Genomic DNA, 23,933 nt, shown 5'->3' with positions numbered 1-23,933 from the left:
AGTGTCTTGTTGAGATAGAAGGAGATTGTTTATGAGCAAAACGAAACAATTAATAGAGGAAGCAAGTAATTTTATTACCGTTTGCTATAAGGAACTTAATAAAGAGCAATTAATAAAAGAGCGTATGAAAGAAATTTTAATAGAGATAGAAAAGACTGGAACGTATGAGCATACATTTGAAGAGCTTGTTCATGGATCACGAATGGCATGGCGTAATAGTAATAGATGCATTGGGAGATTGTTTTGGAGTAAGATGCACATATTAGATGCGCGTGAAGTAAATGATGAGGAAGGTGTATATAATGCATTAATTCATCATATTAAATATGCGACGAATGATGGGAAAGTTAAACCGACAATTACGATTTTTAAGCAATATCAAGGTGAAAAGAATAATATACGACTCTATAATCATCAATTAATTCGATATGCAGGATACAAAACGGAAATGGGAGTGATTGGTGACTCAAACTCCGCCGCATTTACTGATTTATGTCAAGGTCTTGGGTGGCAAGGAGAAGGTACACATTTTGACGTATTACCGCTTGTATTTTCTGTTGATGGAAAAGATCCTGTATATAAAGAAATTCCTAAAAAAGAAGTGAAAGAGGTACCAATTGAACATCCAGAGTACCCAATTTCATCACTAGAAGTAAAATGGTATGGGGTACCGATGATTTCAGATATGCGTTTAGAGATTGGCGGTATTTCTTATACAGCAGCCCCGTTTAATGGATGGTATATGGGGACTGAAATTGGTGCTCGTAATTTAGCGGATCATGACCGTTATAATTTGCTTCCAGCAGTTGCAGAGATGATGAATTTAGATACTTCCAGAAATAGTACGTTATGGAAAGATAAAGCGTTAATTGAGTTAAATATAGCTGTTTTACATTCTTTCAAAAAACAAGGGGTTAGCATTGTAGATCACCATACTGCCGCCCAGCAATTTCAGCAGTTTGAGAAGCAAGAAGTTGCTTGTGGACGGGTTGTAACTGGCAACTGGGTATGGTTAATTCCTCCGTTATCACCTGCTACAACTCATATTTATCATAAACCGTATCCGAATGACATTATTTCTCCTAATTTCTTCCATGATTAGTTTGTAATATAAAGGTATCAATCGTGAAATTTAAATTTTTTTTAATTCCTATTAGATAGCAGTTGGAAGCCTTTACTTCTAGCTCTTTTAGCACGACCTTTTTTGAAACGGTCAGTTCCTTGTGTTATAATCAAATTTCTGTTTCGAAGACCTTATAGAAATATAAGGTCTTTTGTTTTGCGTTTTTATGTAAGAGGAATAGAATATTCTTTTAAAATAAAAAGGATTTAGCATATTTTTAGGGACAACATAAGTGTGTGTGAAATCACTAAAACATTATATGTATATAATTATTGTGTGTGGAATATAAACAATAAAACATAATGAAGTTGTTTTTTTAGATTGCTGAGGAAGGAGGAAGGTAAATGAGGATGAAGAGTCAAAAAACTGATTGGCCTGTATTTCTTATTAGTGGTGGCTCACTTTTATTATTTGTAATCGCGGTTTTCTTAAATAAAGGTTACGTAGAGAGAGTCATTAATAGCAGTTTTGCATTTTCAATTAAATATTTTGGTGCTTTTTGGCAGGTTTTATTAATTGGTACATTTGTCGTTGCAATGGGTATGGCCTTTTCAAAATATGGGAGGGTTAAACTCGGGGGGCTAGATAAGCCTGAGATTAGTACGGCGAAATGGTTAGCAATTATTATGGCTACGCTACTTGCTGGCGGTGGTGTTTTCTGGGCAGCAGCAGAGCCGATGTATCATTTTATGACGGTTCCGCCAATACATGAAGGTGTATCTGCTGGAACGCAAGAAGCAGTTATGCCTGCTTTAGCACAAAGTTATATGCACTGGGGTTTCTTAGCATGGACGATTTTAGGGACAATTAGTGCAGTAGTTATGATGTATGGGCATTATCATAAAGGTATGCCGTTAAAACCTCGAACGCTTTTATATCCTATTTTTGGGGAGAAATTGCGAAAGAGTTTTCTTGGAACGATGATTGATGTATTTGCAATTATTGCGGTAGCAGCAGGAACAATTGGTCCAATCGGATTTTTAGGACTACAAGCAAGTTATGGCTTTCAAGCATTGTTTGGAATTCCTGATGTGTTTACTACTCAATTAGCAATTATTATTTGTGTAGTAGCCGTTTCTACTATATCTGCGGTAACGGGAATTGATAAAGGGATTCAAATTATAAGTAATTTAAATGTTAGACTAGCAATTTTGTTAATGGCATTCGTATTATTATTTGGACCAGGTGGATTTATTATTGATTCATTTGTTTCTTCGTTTGGATTTTATATACATGAATTTATTCCAATAAGCACATATCGTGGTGATACAGGTTGGTTAGGGTCATGGACAATCTTCTTCTGGGGATGGTTTATTGGATATGGACCGATGATGGCAATTTTAGTGAGCCGAATTTCAAGAGGAAGAACAATTCGAGAAATAATCGTTGCAATTGGAATTATCGCACCTATTATTACAACGTTTTGGTTTACTATACTGGGCGGATCTGGTGTGTTTTATGAATTAATGAAGCCAGGCTCTATCTCGGTGGCATTAAGTGAATCTGGTATGCCAGCAGCTATGATTGCAATTACGCAGCAGTTGCCACTTTCTAATATTGTTGGACCGGCATTTCTTTTATTAACAATTTTATTTGTAGTGACAACAGGAGATTCAATGGCCTATTCCATTTCAATGGCAGTGACCGGAGATGGAAATCCTAGAATTAGCTTGCGAATTTTTTGGTCGCTTATTATGGGCGCAGTTGCAGCAATTCTTTTATATATGGGTGAGGGAAGTATTAATGCACTACAATCCTTTATTGTAGTGACGGCTGTTCCTGTATCAATTTTATTATTCCCGATGCTATGGTTAGCTCCTAAAGTTGCAGGGGAATTAGCATTAAAGCAAGGAATTGTAGAAGAAAAAGATAAAACAGCTTTCTTATTCCAGAAAGCTAGTAAATCAAAGTAAATAATAAACAAACATTGAAAAGAGGAAGCATCTTAAGTGAGATGCTTCCTCTTTTATGCTTAATCTAACACTTTTCCCTTTGTTTCTGGTACACATAATAGCATCGTAATCAATCCGATTGGATAGATGATAAAAATTAGGGACAATGGACAATGCTCCAGGTAGATTGCCACCCGTGGCGAGTAATCCGATAATAACCGGTCCAAATCCAGCTAATCCACACCCTGTGCCGAAAATAAAGTTTTCCGCTGTGGAGCGAGCTTCGGCAGGATAGTTTTATGTGTAAAATATTTCAAAAAACATTTCATTCTTCTTGACGCACGCTTCATTATTTTCCCATAATAAAACTAACTAATATAAAAAGGAATGAATCACAGATGCTAAATTTAGTACTTATGATGATTGAACGCGTCGGACTTATTGTTATTTTAGGATTTTTACTTTCTCATATTAAAACGTTCCGGCGTCTTCTTCATAAGCAAGACGGATATGTAGATAAGTTTAAGCTTATTTGTATTTTTTCAGTGTTTACAATTGTGAGCAATTACACAGGGGTTGAAATAGCAGGAAATACTATTATGAATGAAAATTGGTTACAAGGCGTTTCATCATCCAGCACAATTGCGAATACACGAATCATGGGTGTGGGAATTAGTGGGTTGCTAGGTGGGCCTATCGTCGGAATTGGAGTAGGTTCTATTGCGGGTATTCATCGTTATATGCTTGGCGGGACGACGGCAGTAAGTTGTGCAATCTCATCAATTTTGGCTGGGATTATAACAGGTTATATTGGATACATCTTCAAAAAATATAACCGTACTATTACACCTAAATTTTCTGCGGTTTTAAGTGTTTTTATCGTTACTTTAGAAATGCTTATGATTCTATTAATTATAGAAGATGGACTTAGTGTTGTGAAAACAATTGCGCTACCGATGATTCTTGTAAATAGTTTTGGCAGTTTCATTTTACTTTCGATGATACTAGCTATTTTACGACAAGAAGAAAACGCAAAAGCTTTGCAAACGCATAAAGTATTACGAATTGCTGATAAGACGTTACCATATTTCCGCCAAGGGTTAACAGAAGAGTCTTGTAAACATGTGGCACAAATTATTCACCGCTTTACGGGAACGGATGCGGTATCCTTAACAGATACAGAGAAAATCTTAGCTCACGTTGGATTAGCATCAGATCATCATATTCCTTCACACAGTTTAATAACAGGTTTATCAAAAGAAGTATTAAAAACAGGGGAAATAATGAAGGCGAAATCACGTGAGATTATTAATTGTCAACATGAAGGGTGTCCATTACAAGCGGCAGTTGTTATTCCATTAACTTCACATGGAAATACGATAGGAACATTAAAACTTTATTTTAAAAACTCTAATCAATTAAGTCGTGTTGAAGAAGAGTTAGCGGAAGGGCTGGCGAAAATATTCTCCACACAGCTTGAGTTAGGTGAAGCCGAGTTACAAAGTAAGTTATTGCAAGATGCCGAAATAAAAGCGCTGCAAGCACAAATCAATCCGCATTTTTTATTTAATGCAATTAATACAGTATCAGCTTTATGCCGAACAGATGTAGAGAAAGCGAGAAAATTATTATTGCAGCTTAGCGTGTATTTTCGTTGTAATTTGCAAGGGGCACGACAATTACTTATTCCATTAGAACAAGAGTTGAATCATGTACATGCATATTTATCGTTAGAGCAAGCGAGATTTCCGAATAAGTATGAAGTGAAGATGTACATTGAAGAGGCACTAAAGGTGACTTTAGTTCCACCATTTGTGCTTCAGCTATTAGTTGAAAATGCATTGCGCCATGCTTTTCCGAAAAAGCAGCCAGTGTGCCAAGTCGAGGTACATGTGTTTGAAAAAGAAGGGATGGTTCACTTTGCAGTGAAAGATAATGGGAAAGGAATTGAGAGCGAACGTCTAGAGCAATTAGGAAAAATGGTAGTTCCATCAAAGAAAGGGACGGGAACAGCTTTATATAATATTAATGAACGACTTATCGGGTTATTTGGGAAAGAGATAATGCTTCAAATTGAAAGTGAATTAGAGCAAGGGACAAAGATCCTCTTTGTAATTCCGAAAAAAGTAGAGGAGGAAAAACGGAGTGTTAAAAGTATTAGTAGTTGATGATGAAATGTTAGCGCGGGATGAATTGAAATATTTATTAGAACAAACAAAAGAAGTAGAGATAATTGGTGAGGCGGATTGTGTAGAGGATGCATTAGAAGAGTTAATGAAAAACAAACCAGATATTATTTTTCTAGATATTCAGTTATCTGATGATAACGGATTTGAAATTGCAAATATATTAAAGAAAATGAAAAACCCACCTTCAATTGTGTTTGCTACTGCATATGATCAATATGCGCTGCAAGCATTTGAAGTAGATGCATTAGATTACATTTTAAAGCCATTTGATGAAGAACGTATCGTACAGACATTAAAGAAATATAAAAAACAAAAGCAAATAAAGTTAGAAACAAAGCAAGATGTAAAGAGTGTAGATGTAACGACCGAGATGCATAAATTAGCATTACCAATTGAGGAATCAATTGTACTTGTTAATATTGAAGATATTATTTATGTAGGGCTTGTAGATGGGAAAGTAACTGTAAAAACAATGAAAGAAACATATGTAACACATGATACGCTTGTCATTTTGGAAAAGAAATTACCACAAACAATTTTTATGCGTGTTCATCGTAGTTTCGTTGCTAATATTAATCATATTTCTGAGATACAGCCGTGGTTTAATTCGACTTATAATTTAATTATGAAAGAGGGATCCAAAGTCCCGGTTAGCCGTACATATGCAAAAGAACTTAAAAAGCTGCTTCGTATTTAAGAAGCAGCTTTTGTATTTCACCGTATGATTTTTGTAATTGGCTGTTTATATTTGACACCCCATTATGTAAACGCTTACTTATGCGTTTGTATCCTATAAAATAAAGGTACCAAATCAAAAGAGGTGGCCAAAATGAGCACAAAAAAAGTATATGGTTTTCTATCACAAATATTCGTTTTTTCAGCTATTATGTTAGTTTCTAATATTATCTCAACCCATTTACCAATTCCGATGCCTTCATCAGTAATCGGGTTAGTAGTTTTATTTAGTTTATTATGTTTAAAGGTTATTAAATTGGAGCAAGTTGAATCACTCGGAACAGCTTTAACAGGTATTATCGGATTCCTTTTTGTCCCATCAGGTATTTCAATTATTAACTCTCTTGGTGTAATGAGCCAATATTTCGTACAAATTCTAACCGTAATCGTTGTCGCAACAATTATTTTACTTGCTGTAACGGGTTTATTTGCACAATTGATTTTAGGTAAAGATGACAAAGAAACAAAAGATACAAAAGAGTTGAAAGTTGTAAACAAAGGAAGCAAACACGGAAAAGTCGCGTAACTATTTTAGACCATACATGGTTAGGAGGTAATGAACATGACAAGCACAATGACTCCATATTTCGGAATCGTCGTTTCATTAATTGCATACGGAATCGGAACATTTTTATTCAAACACTCAAAAGGATTCTTCTTATTTACACCACTATTCGTAGCAATGGTATTAGGGATTGTATTTTTAAAGGTAGGTAACTTTACCTTTGAGGAATATAATACGGGCGGAAAGATGATTAGTTTCTTCTTAGAGCCAGCAACAATCGCATTTGCAATTCCATTATATAAACAAGTTGATAAGTTAAAAAAATATTGGTGGCAAATTTTATCGGCTATCGTGGTTGGATCTATTTGTTCAGTGGTTGTTGTGTTCATTGTCGCAAAAGCAATTGGTTTAGATACAGCTGTAATGAACTCAATGTTACCGCAGGCAGCAACAACAGCAATTGCATTACCAATATCTGAAAGTATCGGTGGTATTCCAGCAATTACATCATTTGCAGTTATCTTTAACGCAGTTATCGTATACGCATTAGGAGCTTTATTCTTAAAAACATTTAGAGTTAAACATCCGATTGCTAAAGGTTTAGCGCTTGGGACAGCAGGACATGCGTTAGGGGTTGCAGTAGGTATCGAAATGGGTGAAGTAGAAGCAGCTATGGCCAGTATCGCTGTGACAGTAGTTGGTGTCGTAACAGTGGTGGTTATTCCAATGTTCATGCCGTTTATTGGATGATAAAACTTACTTGAAAAAATATAAAAGCAAGCTATTTGTAGGACGGATTTCTACTGATAGCTTGCTTTTTATGTTACAGTAATGGTAAGACCTATTCTTAGGGGAATAAAAGTTTCCTTAAATCTTCATTAATACTGTGTATAATGCGTTTTGAAATAGGTCATTGTATTGTAAAATAAGAAGTAACATAATATATTAGCACAATTAACGGGCGGTTAGGGTTGAAGATAAATTGCTCGCAATGGCTTTAATATTAAAGGATAATTATAAGTAGAGAATAGAGAGAGAGCTACTTGTTAAAGTTTTACTTTATAGGACAGGAGAGAGTACTCGCCGATTATGCAAATAAAAAACCTGTTTCAAAGCAAAGGATTTCAGAGGTTAATCGTATTAGTATTACTTGCTCTCATATTGTATGGGATGCAAAGTATGTTAAATTTAATTTTAATTACGTTTATGTTGACGTATTTAATGGATCGATTCCAGAAGTTTATTTCTCGTAAATTAGATCATTTTATGCCAATTAATCGAAAAATTATTATAGCGCTTTTATATGTAATGTTAGTGGCGGGAATTGCCATTACGCTATTTAAATATTTACCGGTATTAACAATACAAATTTCACAATTGATTTATCAATTCAATGTATTTTTAAGAAATCCACCTGATAGTGAATTAATTAAGTATGCAGTTAATGCTGTTAATCATATGGAGCTTTCTAAATATATAGGGCAAGGCGTTGACATTTTGTATAAATCTATTACGAATGTTGGGAAATTTGGCCTTCAAGTTTTACTTTCTGTAATTTTAAGCTTGTTTTTCTTACTTGAAAAAGCACGTATCGTTGCTTTTACTTCGAAATTTAAAGAAAGTCGACTTGCAATTTTCTATAACGAAATAGAGTATTTCGGAAAGAAATTTGCACGTTCATTCGGAAAAGTAATCGAAGCACAATTTTTAATTGCAATTGTTAACTGTGTTTTATCTGTTATTGCACTATGGATATTAGGATTCCCGCAATTACTAGGTTTAGCGTTAATGATTTTCTTACTTGGTTTAATTCCAGTCGCAGGTGTTATCATTTCGTTATTCCCACTTTGTATGATTGCTTACAATATCGGCGGTATTATGTATGTCGTTTATATTGTAGTTATCGTAACAGTAATTCATGCGCTTGAAAGTTATGTATTAAATCCGAAGTTTATGTCACAAAAAACAAATTTACCAATTTTCTACACATTTATGGTATTAATTTTCTCTGAACACTTTTTAGGTGTATGGGGGCTTATTATCGGTATCCCAATCTTCATATTCTTATTAGATGTTTTAGATGTGACGAGTGATGAAACTGAGAAGGATTTTTCTGAAAAATAAAGTAAAGAAAAAGCATCGATATTCGATGCTTTTTCTTTTATAACTTATGGTATCTTATGACATACTGTAAGAAGAATATACAATTGGGGTGAAATAATGGCTATAAATGAAAAGAAGGAATTAGCTACATTTGCTGGAGGGTGTTTTTGGTGTATGGTTTCGCCATTTGAAGAGATGGAAGGAATTATACAAGTTGTTTCAGGCTATACAGGTGGTCATAAAGAGAATCCAACGTATAAAGAAGTATGCTCGGAAACTACTGGGCATTATGAAGTAGTACAAATTACATTTGATGCAAATAAAATGCCGTATGAAGAGTTATTAAATATATATTGGAGACAAATTGATCCGACCGATATTGGAGGACAATTCCACGATCGTGGACAGTCATACGAAACGGTAATTTTTTATCATAATGAAGAACAACATAAACAAGCAGAAGCTTCAAAAGAAGAGCTTGCGATGAGTGGACGCTTTTCAAAGCCAATTGCTACAAAAATATTGCCGGCTGCTACGTTTTATCCAGCTGAAGAATATCATCAAGGGTATCATAAGAAAAATACATTCCGTTATGAGCTATACCGTAAAGGCTCAGGTCGTGATGCCTTCATTAAAAATCATTGGCCAAAGGACAATGCTCATTTAAAAGAAAGATTAAATGAGATGCAATTTTATGTAACACAGGAAAATGGGACAGAACCGCCATTTCGAAATGAGTATTGGAATCATAAAGAAGAGGGTTTATATGTAGATATCGTTTCGGGTGAACCGTTATTTACTTCTTTCGATAAATTCGATAGTGGATGCGGATGGCCAAGTTTTACGAAACCAGTTATGTCAGCTAGTGTGGAAGAAAAAATGGATGTTAGCCATAATATGACGCGTACGGAAGTGAGAAGTAAGACAGGGGACTCACATCTTGGGCATGTATTTCCAGATGGCCCAGGACCAAATGGCCTGCGTTATTGTATTAATTCAGCAGCTCTTCGTTTTATTCTAAAAGAAAATTTAGAAAAAGAAGGATATGGTGATTTCCTAACCCTGTTTGGAAATAAAAAATAACCTCGCTAATTGCGAGGTTATTTTTTTACTTTGCTTTTTTCTTTTTAAATTTGCTTAATGCTTCATAAACGATTGGTACGATAAGAAGTGTTAACAATGTTGAACTTGTTAATCCACCGATTACTGTTACGCCAAGTCCTTTAGAAATTAAGCCGCTACCTTCAAATCCTAATGCAAGTGGGATAAGAGCCCCAATTGTTGCAATTGCAGTCATTAAGATAGGACGCAGGCGTGTTACACCAGCTTCTAATAATGCTTCACGTGTTGATAGGCCGTCATTTTCTTTATGAATAACGCGGTCAATAAGCACGATTGCGTTCGTTACAACGATACCAATTAGCATAAGAGCCCCAATCATCGCAGATACACTTAACGTTTCGCCAGAGATTAATAAGGCAACGAGTGCACCAATGATTGTGAATGGTAGCGAGAATAAAATTGCGAATGGTGCAAGGGCACCGCCAAATGTAACAACAAGAACGAAGTATACAATGGCAATCGCAGCTAACATTGCTAAGCCGAGTTGTTTGAATGATTCTTGAATATCTTGTGTAACACCGCCCATAGAAACATCTACACCAGAAGGAAGATCCATTTTATCTACTTCTTTTTGGACTGCAGAAGATGCTTTTGAAACATCATCAGATGTTAATTTCGCACTTACTTCTGCATAAACACGGCCATCACGATGTGTTACTGTGTTAGAAGTTTCATCTTCTTTTACAGTCATAACATCTTTAACAGCAACCTCATTACCAAGTGGTGTTGTAATTTTACGATTTGTTAGGTCATCAATTGTTTCATAAGTTTGTTTTTCAGCTTCTACATATACATTTATATCTTTACCGTCTTTTTTAATTGTTGTTAGAACAGGGCGATCATGTTGATTCGAAAGTCCCATTCCAATTTGAGCAGCAGTTAGCCCCATTTTACTTAACTTTTCTTGATCTGCGACTAAAGTGTACTCTGCATATGTTTTTGCAATACTAGAGTCTACGTCTTTTAAGTCTTTATTTTTTTTCATGATATTTTGAATGTCTTTAACGACAGGCTTAATTTCTTCAGAGCTATCTCCATAAACGTATAGTTTAATTTCATTACTACCGCCACTTGCTCCGAAATCTTGGTTTTTCCATTCGCCTTTTCCAGACATCTTTTGTAAATCTTTAACGACTTGTTCTTTCTCTTTTTCAAAGTTTTTCGTATCGTTATCATATTGAACGAAGAACATTGCTTGATTTGTTTGACCAGGGCTCATTGGGTTTTCGCCACCTAATGAGAATTGAATCGTTTTGACGTCTTTTTTATCTTGGAAATGCTTTTCAGCTTTCGTTGCAATTTTTTCAACGTCGTCTAACGTTTGACCTGGCTCAGGTTTGTATGTTGCAATAATCATTTTTTCTTCTTCAGATGGTAAGAAGCTGACACCGATAATTGGTACAAGTGCAAGGCTGCCTACTAATAGAAGGACTGCGATACTTGATGTAATAATTTTATGGTTTAGCGCCCATTCAAGTATACGTTTATATCCGTTTGCTAACTTGCTTGGTTTTTCCTCATGATATACTTCTTTTTCTCTCATGCTTTCCTTCTTGAATAAGGAATGTGCTAGCATCGGCACAATTGTAACTGCCACAAGTAAGGAAGCAAGTAGGGCAAAAACAATTGTTAAAGCAAATGGTAAGAACATTTCACCAATCATACCTTTTACAAGTCCAAGAGGTAAAAATACAGCAATTGTTACAATTGTAGAAGACATAATTGGGATAAACATTTCTTTCGTGGCTTCACGAATTAAATCTTTCCCACGCAATTTCTCTTCTGATAATGACATACGTCGGTAAATATTTTCAATAACAACAATTGAGTCATCGACAACGCGTCCAATAGCAACTGTCATTGCTCCAAGTGTCATAATGTTAAGGGTAATATCCATTTGTTTTATTACTAGAACTGCAATTAATAAAGAAAGTGGTATAGAAACGACAGAGATTATTGTTGTTCGAATGTTTCGTAGGAACAACATAATGATAACAATCGCAAAGATAGCACCAAAGATTGCTTTGCTAAGCATTGTTTCGACTGATTTCTCAATAGGTGCACCTTGGTCAAAGGTTGAAATAATCTCTAAGTCTTTATATTTTTTCTCAAGGTCCTTCACTTTATCTTTAACTGCATTTACAACATCAACTGTATTCGCATCAGCGGCCTTCACAATTTGAATTCCGATTGCTTCTTTTCCATTTGTTCGAGAAATAGACTCTGCTTTCCCGACTTCTTTAATATCAGCAATTTCTTCTAATGTAACCGTTGGTATGCCATTCATAGCAGCTGGATTCATCTGTGGTGTTTGTGCTCCAGCACCAGTGTTTTGGCTACCTTGCCCATTCGGTGATGAAGGGATAGCTGGGATTTTTAATTCTTTTAATGCTTTAATTGTTGTAATATTACCGTCAACAACAACTGATTTTTCCGTATCTTTAAATGTATATAAGCCAAGTGGTAAAGATACGTCCGAACCTTTAATAATGTTTTTTACAGTATCTTCACTTAAACCTAATTCTTTCATCTTATCCTTCTTGAAGACAAGTTGTACTTCATCTACTTGTTGACCTGTGATTTGAACAGATGCGACACCATCAAGTCCTTTTAATCCCGGAACAACATTTTTTTCTACATTTTCTGTTAAGGCAGCTAAAGATTCATTTTTACTCGCTACGCTTAATGAAATAACAGGAAAGGCATTAAAGTTTACTCGTGAGACTTTCGGGTCTTTCACACCTTCTGGCAGTTTCACGTTTGCGAGCGCTTCTTTAATTTCTGTTTCGGCTTTTTCCATATTTTTATCAAAATCATATTCTACTTGAATAGAAGATGCGTTTTGAAAAGATGAGGAACTAACAACGTTTACACCGCTTAAATTTTGCAGTTGCTCTTCCATTGGTTTTGAAATTTTATCAGCTACTTCTTCTGGTGTAGCACCAGGATAAACCGTAGTTACTGTTACAATAGGCGTTGTAATATCAGGAATTGTTTCTAACTTCATATTCATCCCAGAATAAATGCCTGCAATGGTAACAATAATGGTTAGTAGCCAAACTGCGAACTTATTTTTTAACGAGAAATTGATGATTTTGTTCATGTTTGCGCTCCCTTTTCATTGTATTGACCAATCGGTCAGTCTAATACATAATATAACTGACCGATTGGTCAGTCGTCAATGAAAAGAGATGGTATAATAAAATCAAACTGTAAGTAGTCGGTTTCCTATTCTTTCTGATCATTGGCTTTTACTAACCGGATTTTACAGATGGAAAGGCTTCTATATAAACCATTTACTCCATTAAATTTTAGATGAGAAGTTTTATTTTCAGTTAATGTGGAATAAAATCAAGTTTGAATTTACATAAGATGCGAGATTAAATTTAGGAGAGAAAATATGAAAGAAAAAGAGCGCTTAATTATAGAGATGGCTATGAAGTTATTTGCAACTAAGGGTGTAAATGCAACGTCAGTACAAGAAATCGTAACCGCATGTGGTATATCAAAAGGAGCTTTTTATTTATATTTCAAGTCAAAAGATGAGCTATTATTGGCCACACTTCGATATTATTATGACAAAATCCAAAAGAAAATGCTGGATATTGAAAAAGAATCTTTATTACCACGCGAAAAATTTGAAAAACAATTATATTGTCAGTTTACTGATGTGCAAAAACATAAAGAATTTATTATTATGCATGCAAGAGAAAATGCAATTCCGCTTAATAAAGAAGTAGAAGAGTTTATGATGAGGATGAAATTAGAGTCTCATGCATTTTATCGGAATAGCTTACTGTCTATTTATGGTGACAAAGTCAGTCCATATTTATTAGATTTGGTAATTATGGTAGAAGGGATATGCCACGGTTATTTACAATTAATTATTTTAAATGCACCGGAAATTGATTTATCCTATGTTTCGACCTTTATTTTACAGAGGATAGATAATTTAGTAGAGGGGCTTCTAGCATCTTCTGAAGAGCCTGTTCTGCATGAAGAAAGGCTTGGAGAATTTCTTTGTAGTTCCGAGCTTATTAAGGAACAGGTGAAGGAACATTTTCTAAGTGAAATTATTGTATTTAAACGAACATTAGCTGATCAATTAGAAAATGATGAGTTACTTGTAACTTTAGATGTTTTAGAAGCAGAAATGAGATTGCAAGACCCAAGGGTTCCAGTCATTAGAGGTATGCTTGCTAATTTAGCGGTATATCCTGGTTTAAATGAGTTTCGATTAAGGCTTACGGCATACTATAATATAAAAAATCCTTGCATATAGAACGCAAGGATTTTCTATTATAATTAAGAATTATTTTGTGACCATTCTTCAACATTCCAAGTTTTTGTAATCCAGCCTTCATAAAATTCTGGTTCGTGACATACAAGAAGGATTGTCCCTTTATATGCCTTCAGAGCTTTTTGAAGTTCTTCCTTTGCTGTAACATCAAGGTGGTTTGTTGGCTCATCGAATAATATCCAGTTACTTTCTTCACCCATTAGCTTACATAAACGAACTTTTGCTTGTTCGCCACCACTTAATTGATTTAGCGGACGAGAGATATGCTCATTTTTTAATCCACATTTCGCTAACATTGCACGAACCTGATGTTGGTCCATGCTAGGGAATGTGTTCCAAACGTCATCAATTGGTGTTATATTATCAGCTTTTACTTCTTGCTCGAAGTATGCAGGCTCTAAGAAGTCACCAAGACTTGTTTTACCGCTTAAAGGTTTAATTTTTCCTAAAATCGTTTTTAGTAATGTTGATTTACCAACACCATTACAACCAACGATGGCAATTTTTTCACCGCGTTCAATTGTCATTGTTAGTTTTGGTAATAACGGATGTGTATATCCGATTTCTACATCTTCACCTTCAAAGACAAAACGACTACTTGCACGAGATTCCTTAAATGAGAATTCTGGCTTAATTGCTGTTTCAGGGCGATCAATACGCTCCATGCGATCAAGTTGCTTTTGACGACTTTTTGCACGACCCGTTGTTGAATAACGAGCCTTGTTCTTTGCAATAAAGTCTTCCTGCTTTTTAATAAACTCTTTTTGTTTTTCATAAGCATTTATATGTTGATTTTTATTAATTTCGGCTAACTCTAGGAATTTTTCGTATGTCGCTGTATAGCGCGTCATTTTTGTAAATTCTAGATGGAAAATAACATCAACGCATTTGTTCATAAATTCCGTATCATGAGAAATTAATAAGAATGCATGTGGATATTCTTTTAAATAATTCGTTAACCAATGAATATGTTCAACGTCTAAATAGTTAGTAGGCTCATCGAGTAATAACACTTCTGGTTGCTCAAGTAATAGCTTTGCAAGCAATACTTTTGTACGTTGCCCACCACTTAGTGCTGAAACATCACGATCTAAACCGATTGCATCAATTCCAAGACCTCTTGCTGCCTCTTCAATTTTCATATCTAGTAAATAGAAACCACCTGCTTCGAGAGCATCTTGTATTTCCGCCATCTCCTCAAGAAGTGCCTCTAATTCTTCTGGTGTTGCAGTTCCCATTTTTTCTGCAACTTCATTTAAAGCTTTTTCTTTTTCAAATAAAGGTAAAAACGCGTCAGCTAATACATCACGAATTGTACGACCAGGTGTTAAAATTGTATGCTGGTCTAAGTAACTGTAATTTGTACCAGGTGTCCATTCTACGCGGCCCTCATCATGGATAAGTTGACCAGTAATAATATTCATAAATGTTGATTTACCAACACCGTTTGCACCGACTAATCCAACATGTTCTCCTGCTAGTAAACGCATGGATACATCTTTAAATAATGTGCGATCGCCAAATGTATGGCCTAATTTTTCGACTGTTAATAAGCTCATTGTGTCCTCCGTCCAATTCAAAATAGTGTCTTGAATCATGATACTAAATTATTGAGTATAATGCTATCCTTTCAAAATGTATCTTTTTGTAAGAATATGATTGTATTTTTTGGGGAAAAGGTTATAATATTATTTGAACAGTGGTCAATTAAATTGTGAGGTATGAAAAATGTCGCCAAGAAGGGCAGTTAAACAAGAATTAACGAGAGAAATGATTATGAATGTAGCAAGGGGCCTATTTATAGCACAAGGGTATCAGCATACTTCAATGCGTAAAATCGCAACAGAACTAGGGTATAGCCATGGTGCCATCTATTATCATTTTAAAAACAAAGCAGAGCTTTTCTATGCGATGGTAGAGCAAGATTTTCAATTGCTAAATCAAAAATTAGATGAGATTAATGATCAAAATTTACCACAAGAGGAACAATTGAAAGCTGTTTTATTTGGTTTTATTGAATTTGGTTTGCAAAATCAAAGTCATTATGAAATCATGTTTTTAATTAGAGATGATGAGTTAAAAGAATGTTTAGCAGATGGCCCAAATGTTAGTTACGAAAAATTTGCTACTGTTGTATCTTCTTTGTGTAATGAGAAGGTAAATGTAATGACAATATGGTCTGTTTTTCTATCATTACATGGGTTTGTGGCACACTATTGTGGGAATGATCAAACATTTGAAGAAGTAAAAGGATTAGCTAAAGTACACGTGGAGTTTATTTCAAAATCGCTTCTTATGTAAGTGATTTTCTTTTTAATATTAATTGAACAGCGGTTAATTAATTTAGGGGGGATTTATAATGAAAAAAGCTTTAGTGCTAGGAGCATCTGGATCAATGGGGTATGCAATTGTAAAAGAATTATGTAACAGAGGAATTCATGTAGTGGCCTTTGCGCGGAATAAAGAGAAATTAGAGATATTATTTTCTGGAGAAGAAAATGTGAAAGTTGTAGCCGGAGATGTATTTATACAGGAGGATATAATGGAAGGTGCGAAAGGCGTTGATATTATATTTCATGCTGTAAACATTCCATATTCAGATTGGGAGAAGAAGCAACCAAAATTATTAAAAAATATATTAGAAGTAGCAAGGTATTACGACAGTAAGTTAGGGATAGTTGATAATATTTATGCGTATGGGAGGCAAGGGGAAGAACCTGTAGCGGAAGAAGTTAAAAAGGCACCACATACGAAGAAAGGGAAAATTCGGTTACAACTAGAAATGATGGCAAAACAGGCTCGTGTACAAATGTTTATTGCACATTTCCCTGATTTTTATGGTCCAAATGCAGAAAGTACACTTGTTCATCATACTTTAAATGGGGTACTTGCAAATAAGTTATCAAGCTTTGTTGGAGATAAAAAGATTGCTCGTGAATATATTTTTACACCAGATGGTGCAAAAGCAATGATTGAATTAGCCTTACGTGATGAGGCCTATGGACAAAATTGGAACATACCGGGTTATGGTGTCATTACAGGTGAAGAGATGATTCAACATATACAAGAATTAACGGGATATACAAAACCAGTAATGACAGTAAAAAAAGGTATGATAAATTTAATTGGACTATTTGATAAGCAGATGAAAGAATTTGTGGAAATGCTATATTTGACAGAAAATCCTGTTGTATTAAGCGGAGAGAAATATGAGAGGTATATTGGGAATATACCAAAAACTTCTTATTATAATGGGCTAAAAGAAACGATTATATCTATGCAAAATAAAGGTGTGTAAATGTTAGTATATAAAAAAAGTTACTTCTGTGGATAGAAATAACTTTTTTATATTACGCTTTTTGTTTGACTTCACTAACCTTCTTTTCAGCTACAATAAAATGTGGTCTACGTTTCGTTTCATAATAAATGCGACCGATGTATTCACCCATAACACCTAGGAAAATGAGTTGAATACCACCAATAAATAATATAGCAGAAATTAAAGTGAAGTATCCTGGGACTTCAACACCACCAACAATAATTTGAATAAATGTAGTAATTACGTATAAAATCCCTAAAATAGTTGTTAATAATCCAAGATATATAGATAGTCTTAATGGTTTATTATTGAATGAGATAACACCATCTATTCCGTAATTTAACAATTTAGAAAAAGTCCACTTACTTTCTCCATCAGAACGTAATACATTTTCATATCCAATAATTAATTCATTAAATCCAATCCAGGAGAATAAACCTTTTGAGAAGCGATTGTATTCGCTTAAAGATAATAGAGAATCAACAGCTCTTCTACTTAAAAGTCTAAAATCTCCAATGCCGTCTACTAGTTCAATATCTACAAACTTATTCATCACTTTATAGTATAGACGAGAAACGAAAGAGCGAACGGGTGAATCACCTGTTCTTGTTCTTTTTGCAATAACTTGGTCGTAACCTTCGTTATATCCTTCTAACATTTCTTTTATTAGTGTAGGAGGATGTTGCAAATCGGCGTCCATAATAACAACTGCATCACCTGTAGCGTATTTTAAACCAGCTAACATAGCGGCTTCTTTGCCGAAATTCCGACTAAATGATATATAATGAACAGCTGAATCTGAATTTGCCAAATCACGTAGAATATTTAATGTATTATCTTTACTACCATCATTTACAAAAACAAATTCATAATCGGTAGTTAATTTATGAATTTCAAGAGAAGTCTCTGAATAAAAGGCTCGAAGCATCTTTTCTTCATTGTAGCATGGTACGACTATTGAAAGAGTCATTTTTGACCCTCCTTGTTTATAATGTTTAAAACGTTATTTAATATTTTTTATGAAGCTATCCGCTTTGGATAGCTTCATGATTTATTGAGTGCTCATTTCTGCTTTTTAAAAGGTAATTTTCGGCGTCCTTTTTGATTTGTAAAAACTAGTAAGGCTACACAAATAATTAGTGAAATAATTGATATAATCATACCTAATTTAAAGTAAGGTGTAACATAAGTCATTTCGATTACATGTGCTCCTTTTGTAATCGGGACGCCAATAAAGGCAGAATTTGCTTTCGTGAATTCTGTTTCTTTTCCATCAACTTTTATAGTCCAACCTTTACTATATGGAACAGATAAATATAGTAATCCATCTTTTTTTGAGTTGATTTCACCTTTTAAATAGTTGTTTTTATAATAAATATTTTGAAGTCTATTTTCAGTTAGTTTTTCTGTTTCTTTTTGTACACCTTCGTAATTTACGATATTTGCTTGTAAGTCTTCAAGTTCGTATTCACCTGGTGCATCAATAGAAATAGTTAGTTGGTCTGGATGATCGTCTTTACCTAAATTATAAACAAATCTTTCTAAAGGATATGAGTATGCACCAGTGTCTTCACCTTTCCCCATATCTTTCCCGTTAACTACTGCATGGAATGAACCTTTATTTTTTATCTTTAATTCTACAATTAAATCTCCAGGAGTATTAGGATAATTTATAGGTACGATCATATTTCCATTGCCATGGACAATGAGTTTATTATTCTCTTTTTCCATATTTTCTAGTTGTACTTCTTCCATTTTGATAGATACCGCTTTTGAATTAAGGTTCTTTTTATCAAAATGAGTTAATGAAAAGTCTTTTACATTATTAACGACTACAGCATGTAATAATAATTGGTCACGTTGAGCGAAGTTTAATTTAGAAAATTCTTCTTCACTTATACCAGAATCATATACATACCCTAACGGTAAAGCATAGTCATTTTTGTAAATATTATACGGCCCTACTTGTTTTAATAGTTTATATCCATATGGGATATTTTTTTGATCTGTATCAGCACTTAGTACGCGATATTTTACACCTAACATATTTTCAAGTAGTAGTCGACTATCAACTTGGAAGAACATCGAAGGAGTGTCGAACCCTTGGAATACGTTGTATTTATTTTTCATAAAGTCATGAACATAATAATTAATCAGGCTTTGGTACGTACTTGTACCATGATAACCTTGTAGCATTGGTGTGTTATGGGCGCTACCTGGGTTAAGAATACGATAAAAGTCTTTATCATATTCTTGTATATAACGAATGGCAGCAATCTCATCTTTGTTATCATAGCCAGATACATGTAAAGCTTCTTTTGTAGCATTGCTTTGTCCGAAAGCTGTACTAAGTATATTATTAGCATACATGTAATTCATGGAAATTGTACTAACGAGTACGTTCACTACAACTAAAAATTGTATGAAAGGTTTAGAAAGATAACGCCATAAACATACTGTAATGACAGAAAGAACGATAGTTCCGATTAAAATATTGTCAACTGCCTGTAAAGGTTTATCACTTACATTTATATTTACTTTTCTATAAAATGCATAAATGAATAATCCTATTGATACTAATGAACTCATTATATAAAGTAATTTATGCTCTTTCTTATGAACAATCATCCAATCTAAGATGTATGCTATAGTTTGAGCAATTACAAATACAAATAAATAAAGCCATCTATATTGCATTGCTGAGAAACCATTAAATACAGAGTATGTATACGGAAGCATAAACAGAATGAACATGAAAAATGTAAAGAGTACCTTATTTTTAACAAGTTTATCACGTATAAACATTCCAAATATGATTAGGAATAAAATTAAAGCTGGTAAAGCTAATTGATGATTTTCAGCATCATATACGAAGAAGATAGTTTCCATTAGATCTTTATAAAATTTATCTTCAAAGAATAACGGTATATCAAATTTCTTTGTTAACCGATCCGCACTAAATACCGCATTGACTGATGGGATAAAGCAAACTGCAGCCAAGCCAAGTGATAGACCGTATAATAATCCAATTTTAATATAATAAGCTAGAAAAGAGGCGATTGTTTTATTTTGCTGTGTGGCAAAGTATTGGAAAAATGCATAAATGAAAATGAAAATACTTGTGATAAAAGCAAAATAAAAGTTCGATGCTAACATTAAAGTAGCAGCTACTAGGAAAAGTCCACGTTTCTTTTCTATAATATATTTATCAAGTCCCCATATTACTAATGGTAAAAATACGATGGCATCAGCCATGAAATCCCAAAGTAATGAATGGCGCATAAAAGTAATACATCCACCATATATAATAGCAGCAATAAAAGATGAGAAGACTGTTTTATTATGATAACGTAAAGAACCATACATGAATAACATAGCTAAAAAGTTTTTTAAAATACTCATGTATAATTTCATATCATAGATTTGTTCAATGTTTAATTTAGGAAGTAACAGCGTAATCCAGAAGAACGGCGCTGTACTGTAATAATAACTAAACTCTCCAAATAAATCTCCACCTAATCCATAATCAAAAGACCAAAAAAGATTACCATCTTTAAAGGCATGTTGCAGGAGAAATGTAAAGAAACCAAATTGGCTTAATGCATCACCTGTACCAGAAAAGATTTGATTAGATGTTAAAAAGAAATAATGAAAAGCAAAAGCACACAATAATAATATCGGAATAATCATTATAGTTTTCTTTGAGAAAATCTTATTGTTCGGCTTTATGCTCATAAAAATTTATAATCCTCCTTTGAAAGTTGTTACATATAAAAACACACCGATTATAAAGGTGTGTTTTTTAGTTTTAGCATAAAAAAATATATATTTTTGTTGTATCATATATATTTTACAAGCATTGAATTTCATAGTTTACTTGTAATTTAGTATAAAGCATTCTCAGAAAGTAAGTCAATTTGACATGGAATATATAGCATTTTTTAACCACTGAAAAGTCGAGAATAATGAAGTGCAGTCTTCAGAGTTTATGTTCTGTAAATGATGGTATATAAAAAGCCAAAAGCTTTTCCATTTTTAATAGGAAAAGCTTTTGGCTTTTAAGCATTTTTACGAACTAATTTTTTATTTACAAATCCTAAAATTAACCCGCGTATTTGTGGATCAATTGCAAGGCCAATAATACCGTACAATATACCAGTAAGTGTTAGAGCTACCAGTGGTGGTAAGTTAATTAATACTGTGCGGTATAGGGCGTAACTGATTATAAATGCTAGTGTATTAAATACAATCCCTTTGAATAGTAATGTAAATCCTTTACGAACGAATAAAGTAAACCCGATTAATAAAGTAACCTCAGTAATGATAGCAGCCACAGCAGCTCCCATCATTCCAAATTGGCCACCTAATACGATGTAACTTATGATGGCAACAGCCAATCCAATTCCCATCGTTGTCGCACGCTTCCACTGTTGACCAATTGTTGTTAAATTATCAGCAAGTGGATAGTTGATGGATTGTAAAATGACCATAAAGGCTAAAATTGCAAGAGCATCACCAGCTGGTGCATATTCTTCACCTAATAAAGTAACAATCCAAAAGCTTGGATCAGCGATAAATGGAATGGAGATTCCCATTCCTAAGAAAGACATAAGTTTTAATTCGAACTGAGATAGTTTTCTATGTTCATCAATATTCTTTTCATTTCCAAAAGCAAATAATTTTGGATAAAAGGCCGCTGCAATTACACCGGGTATTTGATAAAGTACAGCAGGTATTTTCGATGCAGCGCCAAAGAATCCAACTTGCTCATATGTTGAAACTTTTTGTAATATAATGGGCCCTAACTGTGGTAAAAGCATAATGATGATCCCATTGATTGTGAAAATAAGCAGTTGATCTAAAATACCTTTGTCCCAGCCTTTATGAACTGTTGTATAGCGAATTACCATTATAAAGGCGATGACTCCTGTTACAAGACTAGATATCCCGTACATGGCAGCGACCATCATAAGTGACCATTTAAATGACATTCCTAGTAGAAGCGCAGCTGCGGCTGTCACGCCTTGTAGTACAGAAATAATCGCTGTAAATTGCATACGTTCTGTTACTTGGAAATAAGCCATTCCAACACCTTGTAAAGTCGCTCCAAACATGGTCGGTAGCACAACCCAATATACCATCGCACGTAAGTAAGCATCAGCATAGAAGAACTGAGCAAAAATAGCGAAGAGCACAGAAATTACGATAGCTAATACTAAACGAATACGTAAATAACTACTTATTAATACGCTAATGTTAGCATCGCTTCTCGTTCCTTCACGCATAAATGTATGTGTCAAACCTGCATCTGTAAAATAACAAATAACAGCGGAAACTGCTAATGCAGTTGTAAACATGCCATACTCACCTGGAGAAACGTATCTTGCAAAGAGAATGGTCGCAATAGCAAGTACAAAACGAACAGTAATATTTCCTACAAAGAGGTAGGATGCGTTTTTAAGAATTTTATTTGTTTTCATGGAACAAGACCTTTCTATTTTTCAGGACGCACTTCATCCTATTTGTAAATTTGATTTGTTTACGGAAAGTATGTTTAAAAGCGTATGCTTTATTTAAGAAAACATAAACTTTATTCGTACAAACCAAAGCATTGCGTATAGTTTTTTGCTTCGTTTTCCATTTTTTGAATAAATTTTGCGACAATATTTATTTATATCGCTCTTGATTAGTTGAACTTGTGATTTATCTAATTTAGAGTTTCCCTTAATGTATATACAAGCGTTGTTAATGACTGTATATGGGAATAAATAAGTTTCAAGGATTTCAATAAGTTCTGTAGAATCATTCACGATTAAGTCTTTTGACTTATTATGAACCCAATCTTTCATTCGATTAAATATTTCTAATTCTTTTGTTGTTTTTAATTCATAATCTTTATACTTTGAAGAAAGATTTCCTTCTGATAAGATTCGATAATATGTTAAATATTCATCTACATAGCATACATTTGTTACACTCATTAATTTAAATAGAAATTCTAAGTCTTCTCCCCAGCTACATCCTGGTGTGAAACGAATGTTATGATCCATCACGGTAGATTTTTTGAAAATCCAAGTGCTCGTCTGAGCAACAACTTGATGTGTTAAGAAAGCTTTTGTCATATCACCTTTAATAAAGTTTGTCGTATGCTCAACTTTTTCCCCAGTCTCTTCGTAAAAGTTCATATAGCCGCAATAACAAGCGTTCATGTTGTTTTTATGCATACTTTCAATTTGTTTTTCTATTTTTGTTGGATGCCATAAATCATCACTATCAAGAAAAGCAACATATTCTCCGCTAGCATTTTCAATTCCTGTATTACGAGCAACTGAAACGCCTTGATTTTCTTGTGGGACATATTTTAATTGTCCCGGATATTTCTGTTCAAGATTTTTTACAATAGAAGATGATTGATCTTTACTCCCGTCATCTACAATTACAATTTCAATATTTTTATATGTTTGATTTAGTATTGATTCCATCGTCTCTTCGATGTATTTTTCCGCATTATACAGCGGGATAACAACTGAAACGATTTGTTTTTGTTCCATCATATAATTATTATCTCCTCAAATTTTTTATGTTTTACACTTATATATAAGCCTTTTAAAGGGAAGATGATTACAAGAACATCTGTATAAGTTT

The 23,933-nt window shown here is 34.0% G+C and carries 17 protein-coding genes and 2 pseudogenes; 12 read left to right on the top strand and 7 right to left on the bottom strand.

The window, feature by feature from the left end:
* Positions 1 to 31: 31 nt before the first annotated feature.
* Both MR071_RS09245 and MR071_RS09240 read left to right on the top strand, forming a co-directional pair.
* Positions 32 to 1,102, top strand: coding sequence for a nitric oxide synthase oxygenase (locus tag MR071_RS09245; protein WP_242235789.1), 1,071 nt, complete (start codon positions 32 to 34; stop codon positions 1,100 to 1,102).
* A gap of 365 nt (positions 1,103 to 1,467) precedes the next feature.
* Positions 1,468 to 3,036 (top strand): BCCT family transporter, encoded by a 1,569-nt coding sequence (locus tag MR071_RS09240; protein ID WP_105586733.1) that lies wholly within the window; start codon positions 1,468 to 1,470, stop codon positions 3,034 to 3,036.
* A gap of 59 nt (positions 3,037 to 3,095) precedes the next feature.
* On the opposite strand, the pseudogene MR071_RS09235 reads toward MR071_RS09240, so the two are convergent.
* Positions 3,096 to 3,312 (bottom strand): annotated as a pseudogene (locus MR071_RS09235) (MFS transporter); the annotation flags it as partial.
* 101 nt (positions 3,313 to 3,413) lie between these two features.
* On the opposite strand from MR071_RS09235, the gene MR071_RS09230 reads away from it, so the two are divergent.
* The 7 genes and pseudogenes from MR071_RS09230 to msrB all read left to right on the top strand — a co-directional run bounded on the left by MR071_RS09230 (position 3,414) and on the right by msrB (position 9,630).
* A complete protein-coding gene (locus MR071_RS09230) occupies positions 3,414 to 5,183 on the top strand; it encodes a sensor histidine kinase (RefSeq protein ID WP_105586734.1) in 1,770 nt (589 codons plus the stop codon).
* On the top strand, positions 5,161 to 5,901 hold the full coding sequence (locus tag MR071_RS09225; RefSeq protein WP_105586735.1) for a LytR/AlgR family response regulator transcription factor: 741 nt from the start codon (positions 5,161 to 5,163) through the stop codon (positions 5,899 to 5,901). The genes MR071_RS09230 and MR071_RS09225 overlap by 23 nt, the downstream gene beginning before the upstream one ends.
* A 132-nt stretch (positions 5,902 to 6,033) precedes the next feature.
* On the top strand, positions 6,034 to 6,465 hold the full coding sequence (gene lrgA / locus MR071_RS09220; RefSeq protein WP_242235785.1) for an antiholin-like murein hydrolase modulator LrgA: 432 nt from the start codon (positions 6,034 to 6,036) through the stop codon (positions 6,463 to 6,465).
* A gap of 36 nt (positions 6,466 to 6,501) precedes the next feature.
* Positions 6,502 to 7,194 carry an antiholin-like protein LrgB gene (lrgB, locus tag MR071_RS09215; protein WP_002113184.1) on the top strand — a complete coding sequence of 231 codons (693 nt, stop codon included), beginning with the start codon at positions 6,502 to 6,504 and terminating at the stop codon, positions 7,192 to 7,194.
* A 339-nt stretch (positions 7,195 to 7,533) separates the two neighbouring features.
* Positions 7,534 to 8,568, top strand: coding sequence for an AI-2E family transporter (locus MR071_RS09210; RefSeq protein ID WP_242235783.1), 1,035 nt, complete (start codon positions 7,534 to 7,536; stop codon positions 8,566 to 8,568).
* Positions 8,569 to 8,664: 96 nt separating this feature from the next.
* Positions 8,665 to 9,132 (top strand): annotated as a pseudogene (gene msrA, locus MR071_RS09205) (peptide-methionine (S)-S-oxide reductase MsrA); the annotation flags it as partial.
* 45 nt (positions 9,133 to 9,177) lie between these two features.
* Positions 9,178 to 9,630 (top strand): peptide-methionine (R)-S-oxide reductase MsrB, encoded by a 453-nt coding sequence (gene msrB, locus MR071_RS09200; RefSeq protein WP_258166035.1) that lies wholly within the window; start codon positions 9,178 to 9,180, stop codon positions 9,628 to 9,630.
* A gap of 25 nt (positions 9,631 to 9,655) precedes the next feature.
* Here msrB and MR071_RS09195 read toward each other — a convergent pair whose 3' ends face one another.
* Positions 9,656 to 12,772: an efflux RND transporter permease subunit gene (locus MR071_RS09195; protein WP_242235780.1), complete on the bottom strand. Its 3,117-nt coding sequence runs from the start codon at positions 12,770 to 12,772 to the stop codon at positions 9,656 to 9,658.
* 297 nt (positions 12,773 to 13,069) lie between these two features.
* On the opposite strand from MR071_RS09195, the gene MR071_RS09190 reads away from it, so the two are divergent.
* On the top strand, positions 13,070 to 13,951 hold the full coding sequence (locus tag MR071_RS09190; protein ID WP_105586739.1) for a TetR/AcrR family transcriptional regulator: 882 nt from the start codon (positions 13,070 to 13,072) through the stop codon (positions 13,949 to 13,951).
* Between the two features lie 23 nt (positions 13,952 to 13,974).
* Here the strand turns inward: MR071_RS09190 and MR071_RS09185 are convergent, their stop codons facing one another.
* Positions 13,975 to 15,528: an ABC-F family ATP-binding cassette domain-containing protein gene (locus tag MR071_RS09185; RefSeq protein ID WP_105586740.1), complete on the bottom strand. Its 1,554-nt coding sequence runs from the start codon at positions 15,526 to 15,528 to the stop codon at positions 13,975 to 13,977.
* Between the two features lie 169 nt (positions 15,529 to 15,697).
* Here MR071_RS09185 and MR071_RS09180 point away from each other — a divergent pair, with 169 nt between their 5' ends.
* Entirely contained in the window at positions 15,698 to 16,270 is a 573-nt protein-coding gene (locus MR071_RS09180) for a TetR/AcrR family transcriptional regulator (RefSeq protein WP_105586741.1), read from the top strand.
* A 58-nt stretch (positions 16,271 to 16,328) separates the two neighbouring features.
* Positions 16,329 to 17,267: an SDR family NAD(P)-dependent oxidoreductase gene (locus tag MR071_RS09175; RefSeq protein WP_105586742.1), complete on the top strand. Its 939-nt coding sequence runs from the start codon at positions 16,329 to 16,331 to the stop codon at positions 17,265 to 17,267.
* A 52-nt stretch (positions 17,268 to 17,319) separates the two neighbouring features.
* On the opposite strand, the gene MR071_RS09170 is transcribed toward MR071_RS09175, so the two are convergent.
* The 4 genes from MR071_RS09170 to MR071_RS09155 form a co-directional block, all read right to left on the bottom strand.
* Entirely contained in the window at positions 17,320 to 18,258 is a 939-nt protein-coding gene (locus tag MR071_RS09170) for a glycosyltransferase family 2 protein (RefSeq protein WP_105586743.1), read from the bottom strand.
* A 92-nt stretch (positions 18,259 to 18,350) separates the two neighbouring features.
* Positions 18,351 to 21,023: a YfhO family protein gene (locus MR071_RS09165; protein ID WP_242235779.1), complete on the bottom strand. Its 2,673-nt coding sequence runs from the start codon at positions 21,021 to 21,023 to the stop codon at positions 18,351 to 18,353.
* A gap of 323 nt (positions 21,024 to 21,346) precedes the next feature.
* A complete protein-coding gene (locus MR071_RS09160; RefSeq protein ID WP_105586745.1) occupies positions 21,347 to 22,768 on the bottom strand; it encodes an oligosaccharide flippase family protein in 1,422 nt (473 codons plus the stop codon).
* 93 nt (positions 22,769 to 22,861) lie between these two features.
* Positions 22,862 to 23,842, bottom strand: coding sequence for a glycosyltransferase family 2 protein (locus MR071_RS09155; protein ID WP_105586746.1), 981 nt, complete (start codon positions 23,840 to 23,842; stop codon positions 22,862 to 22,864).
* Positions 23,843 to 23,933: the final 91 nt, after the last annotated feature.

Source organism: Bacillus cereus group sp. BfR-BA-01316, assembly GCF_022664195.1.
Classification (GTDB): domain Bacteria; phylum Bacillota; class Bacilli; order Bacillales; family Bacillaceae_G; genus Bacillus_A.
This window is presented reverse-complemented; position numbering and strand designations above follow the sequence as displayed.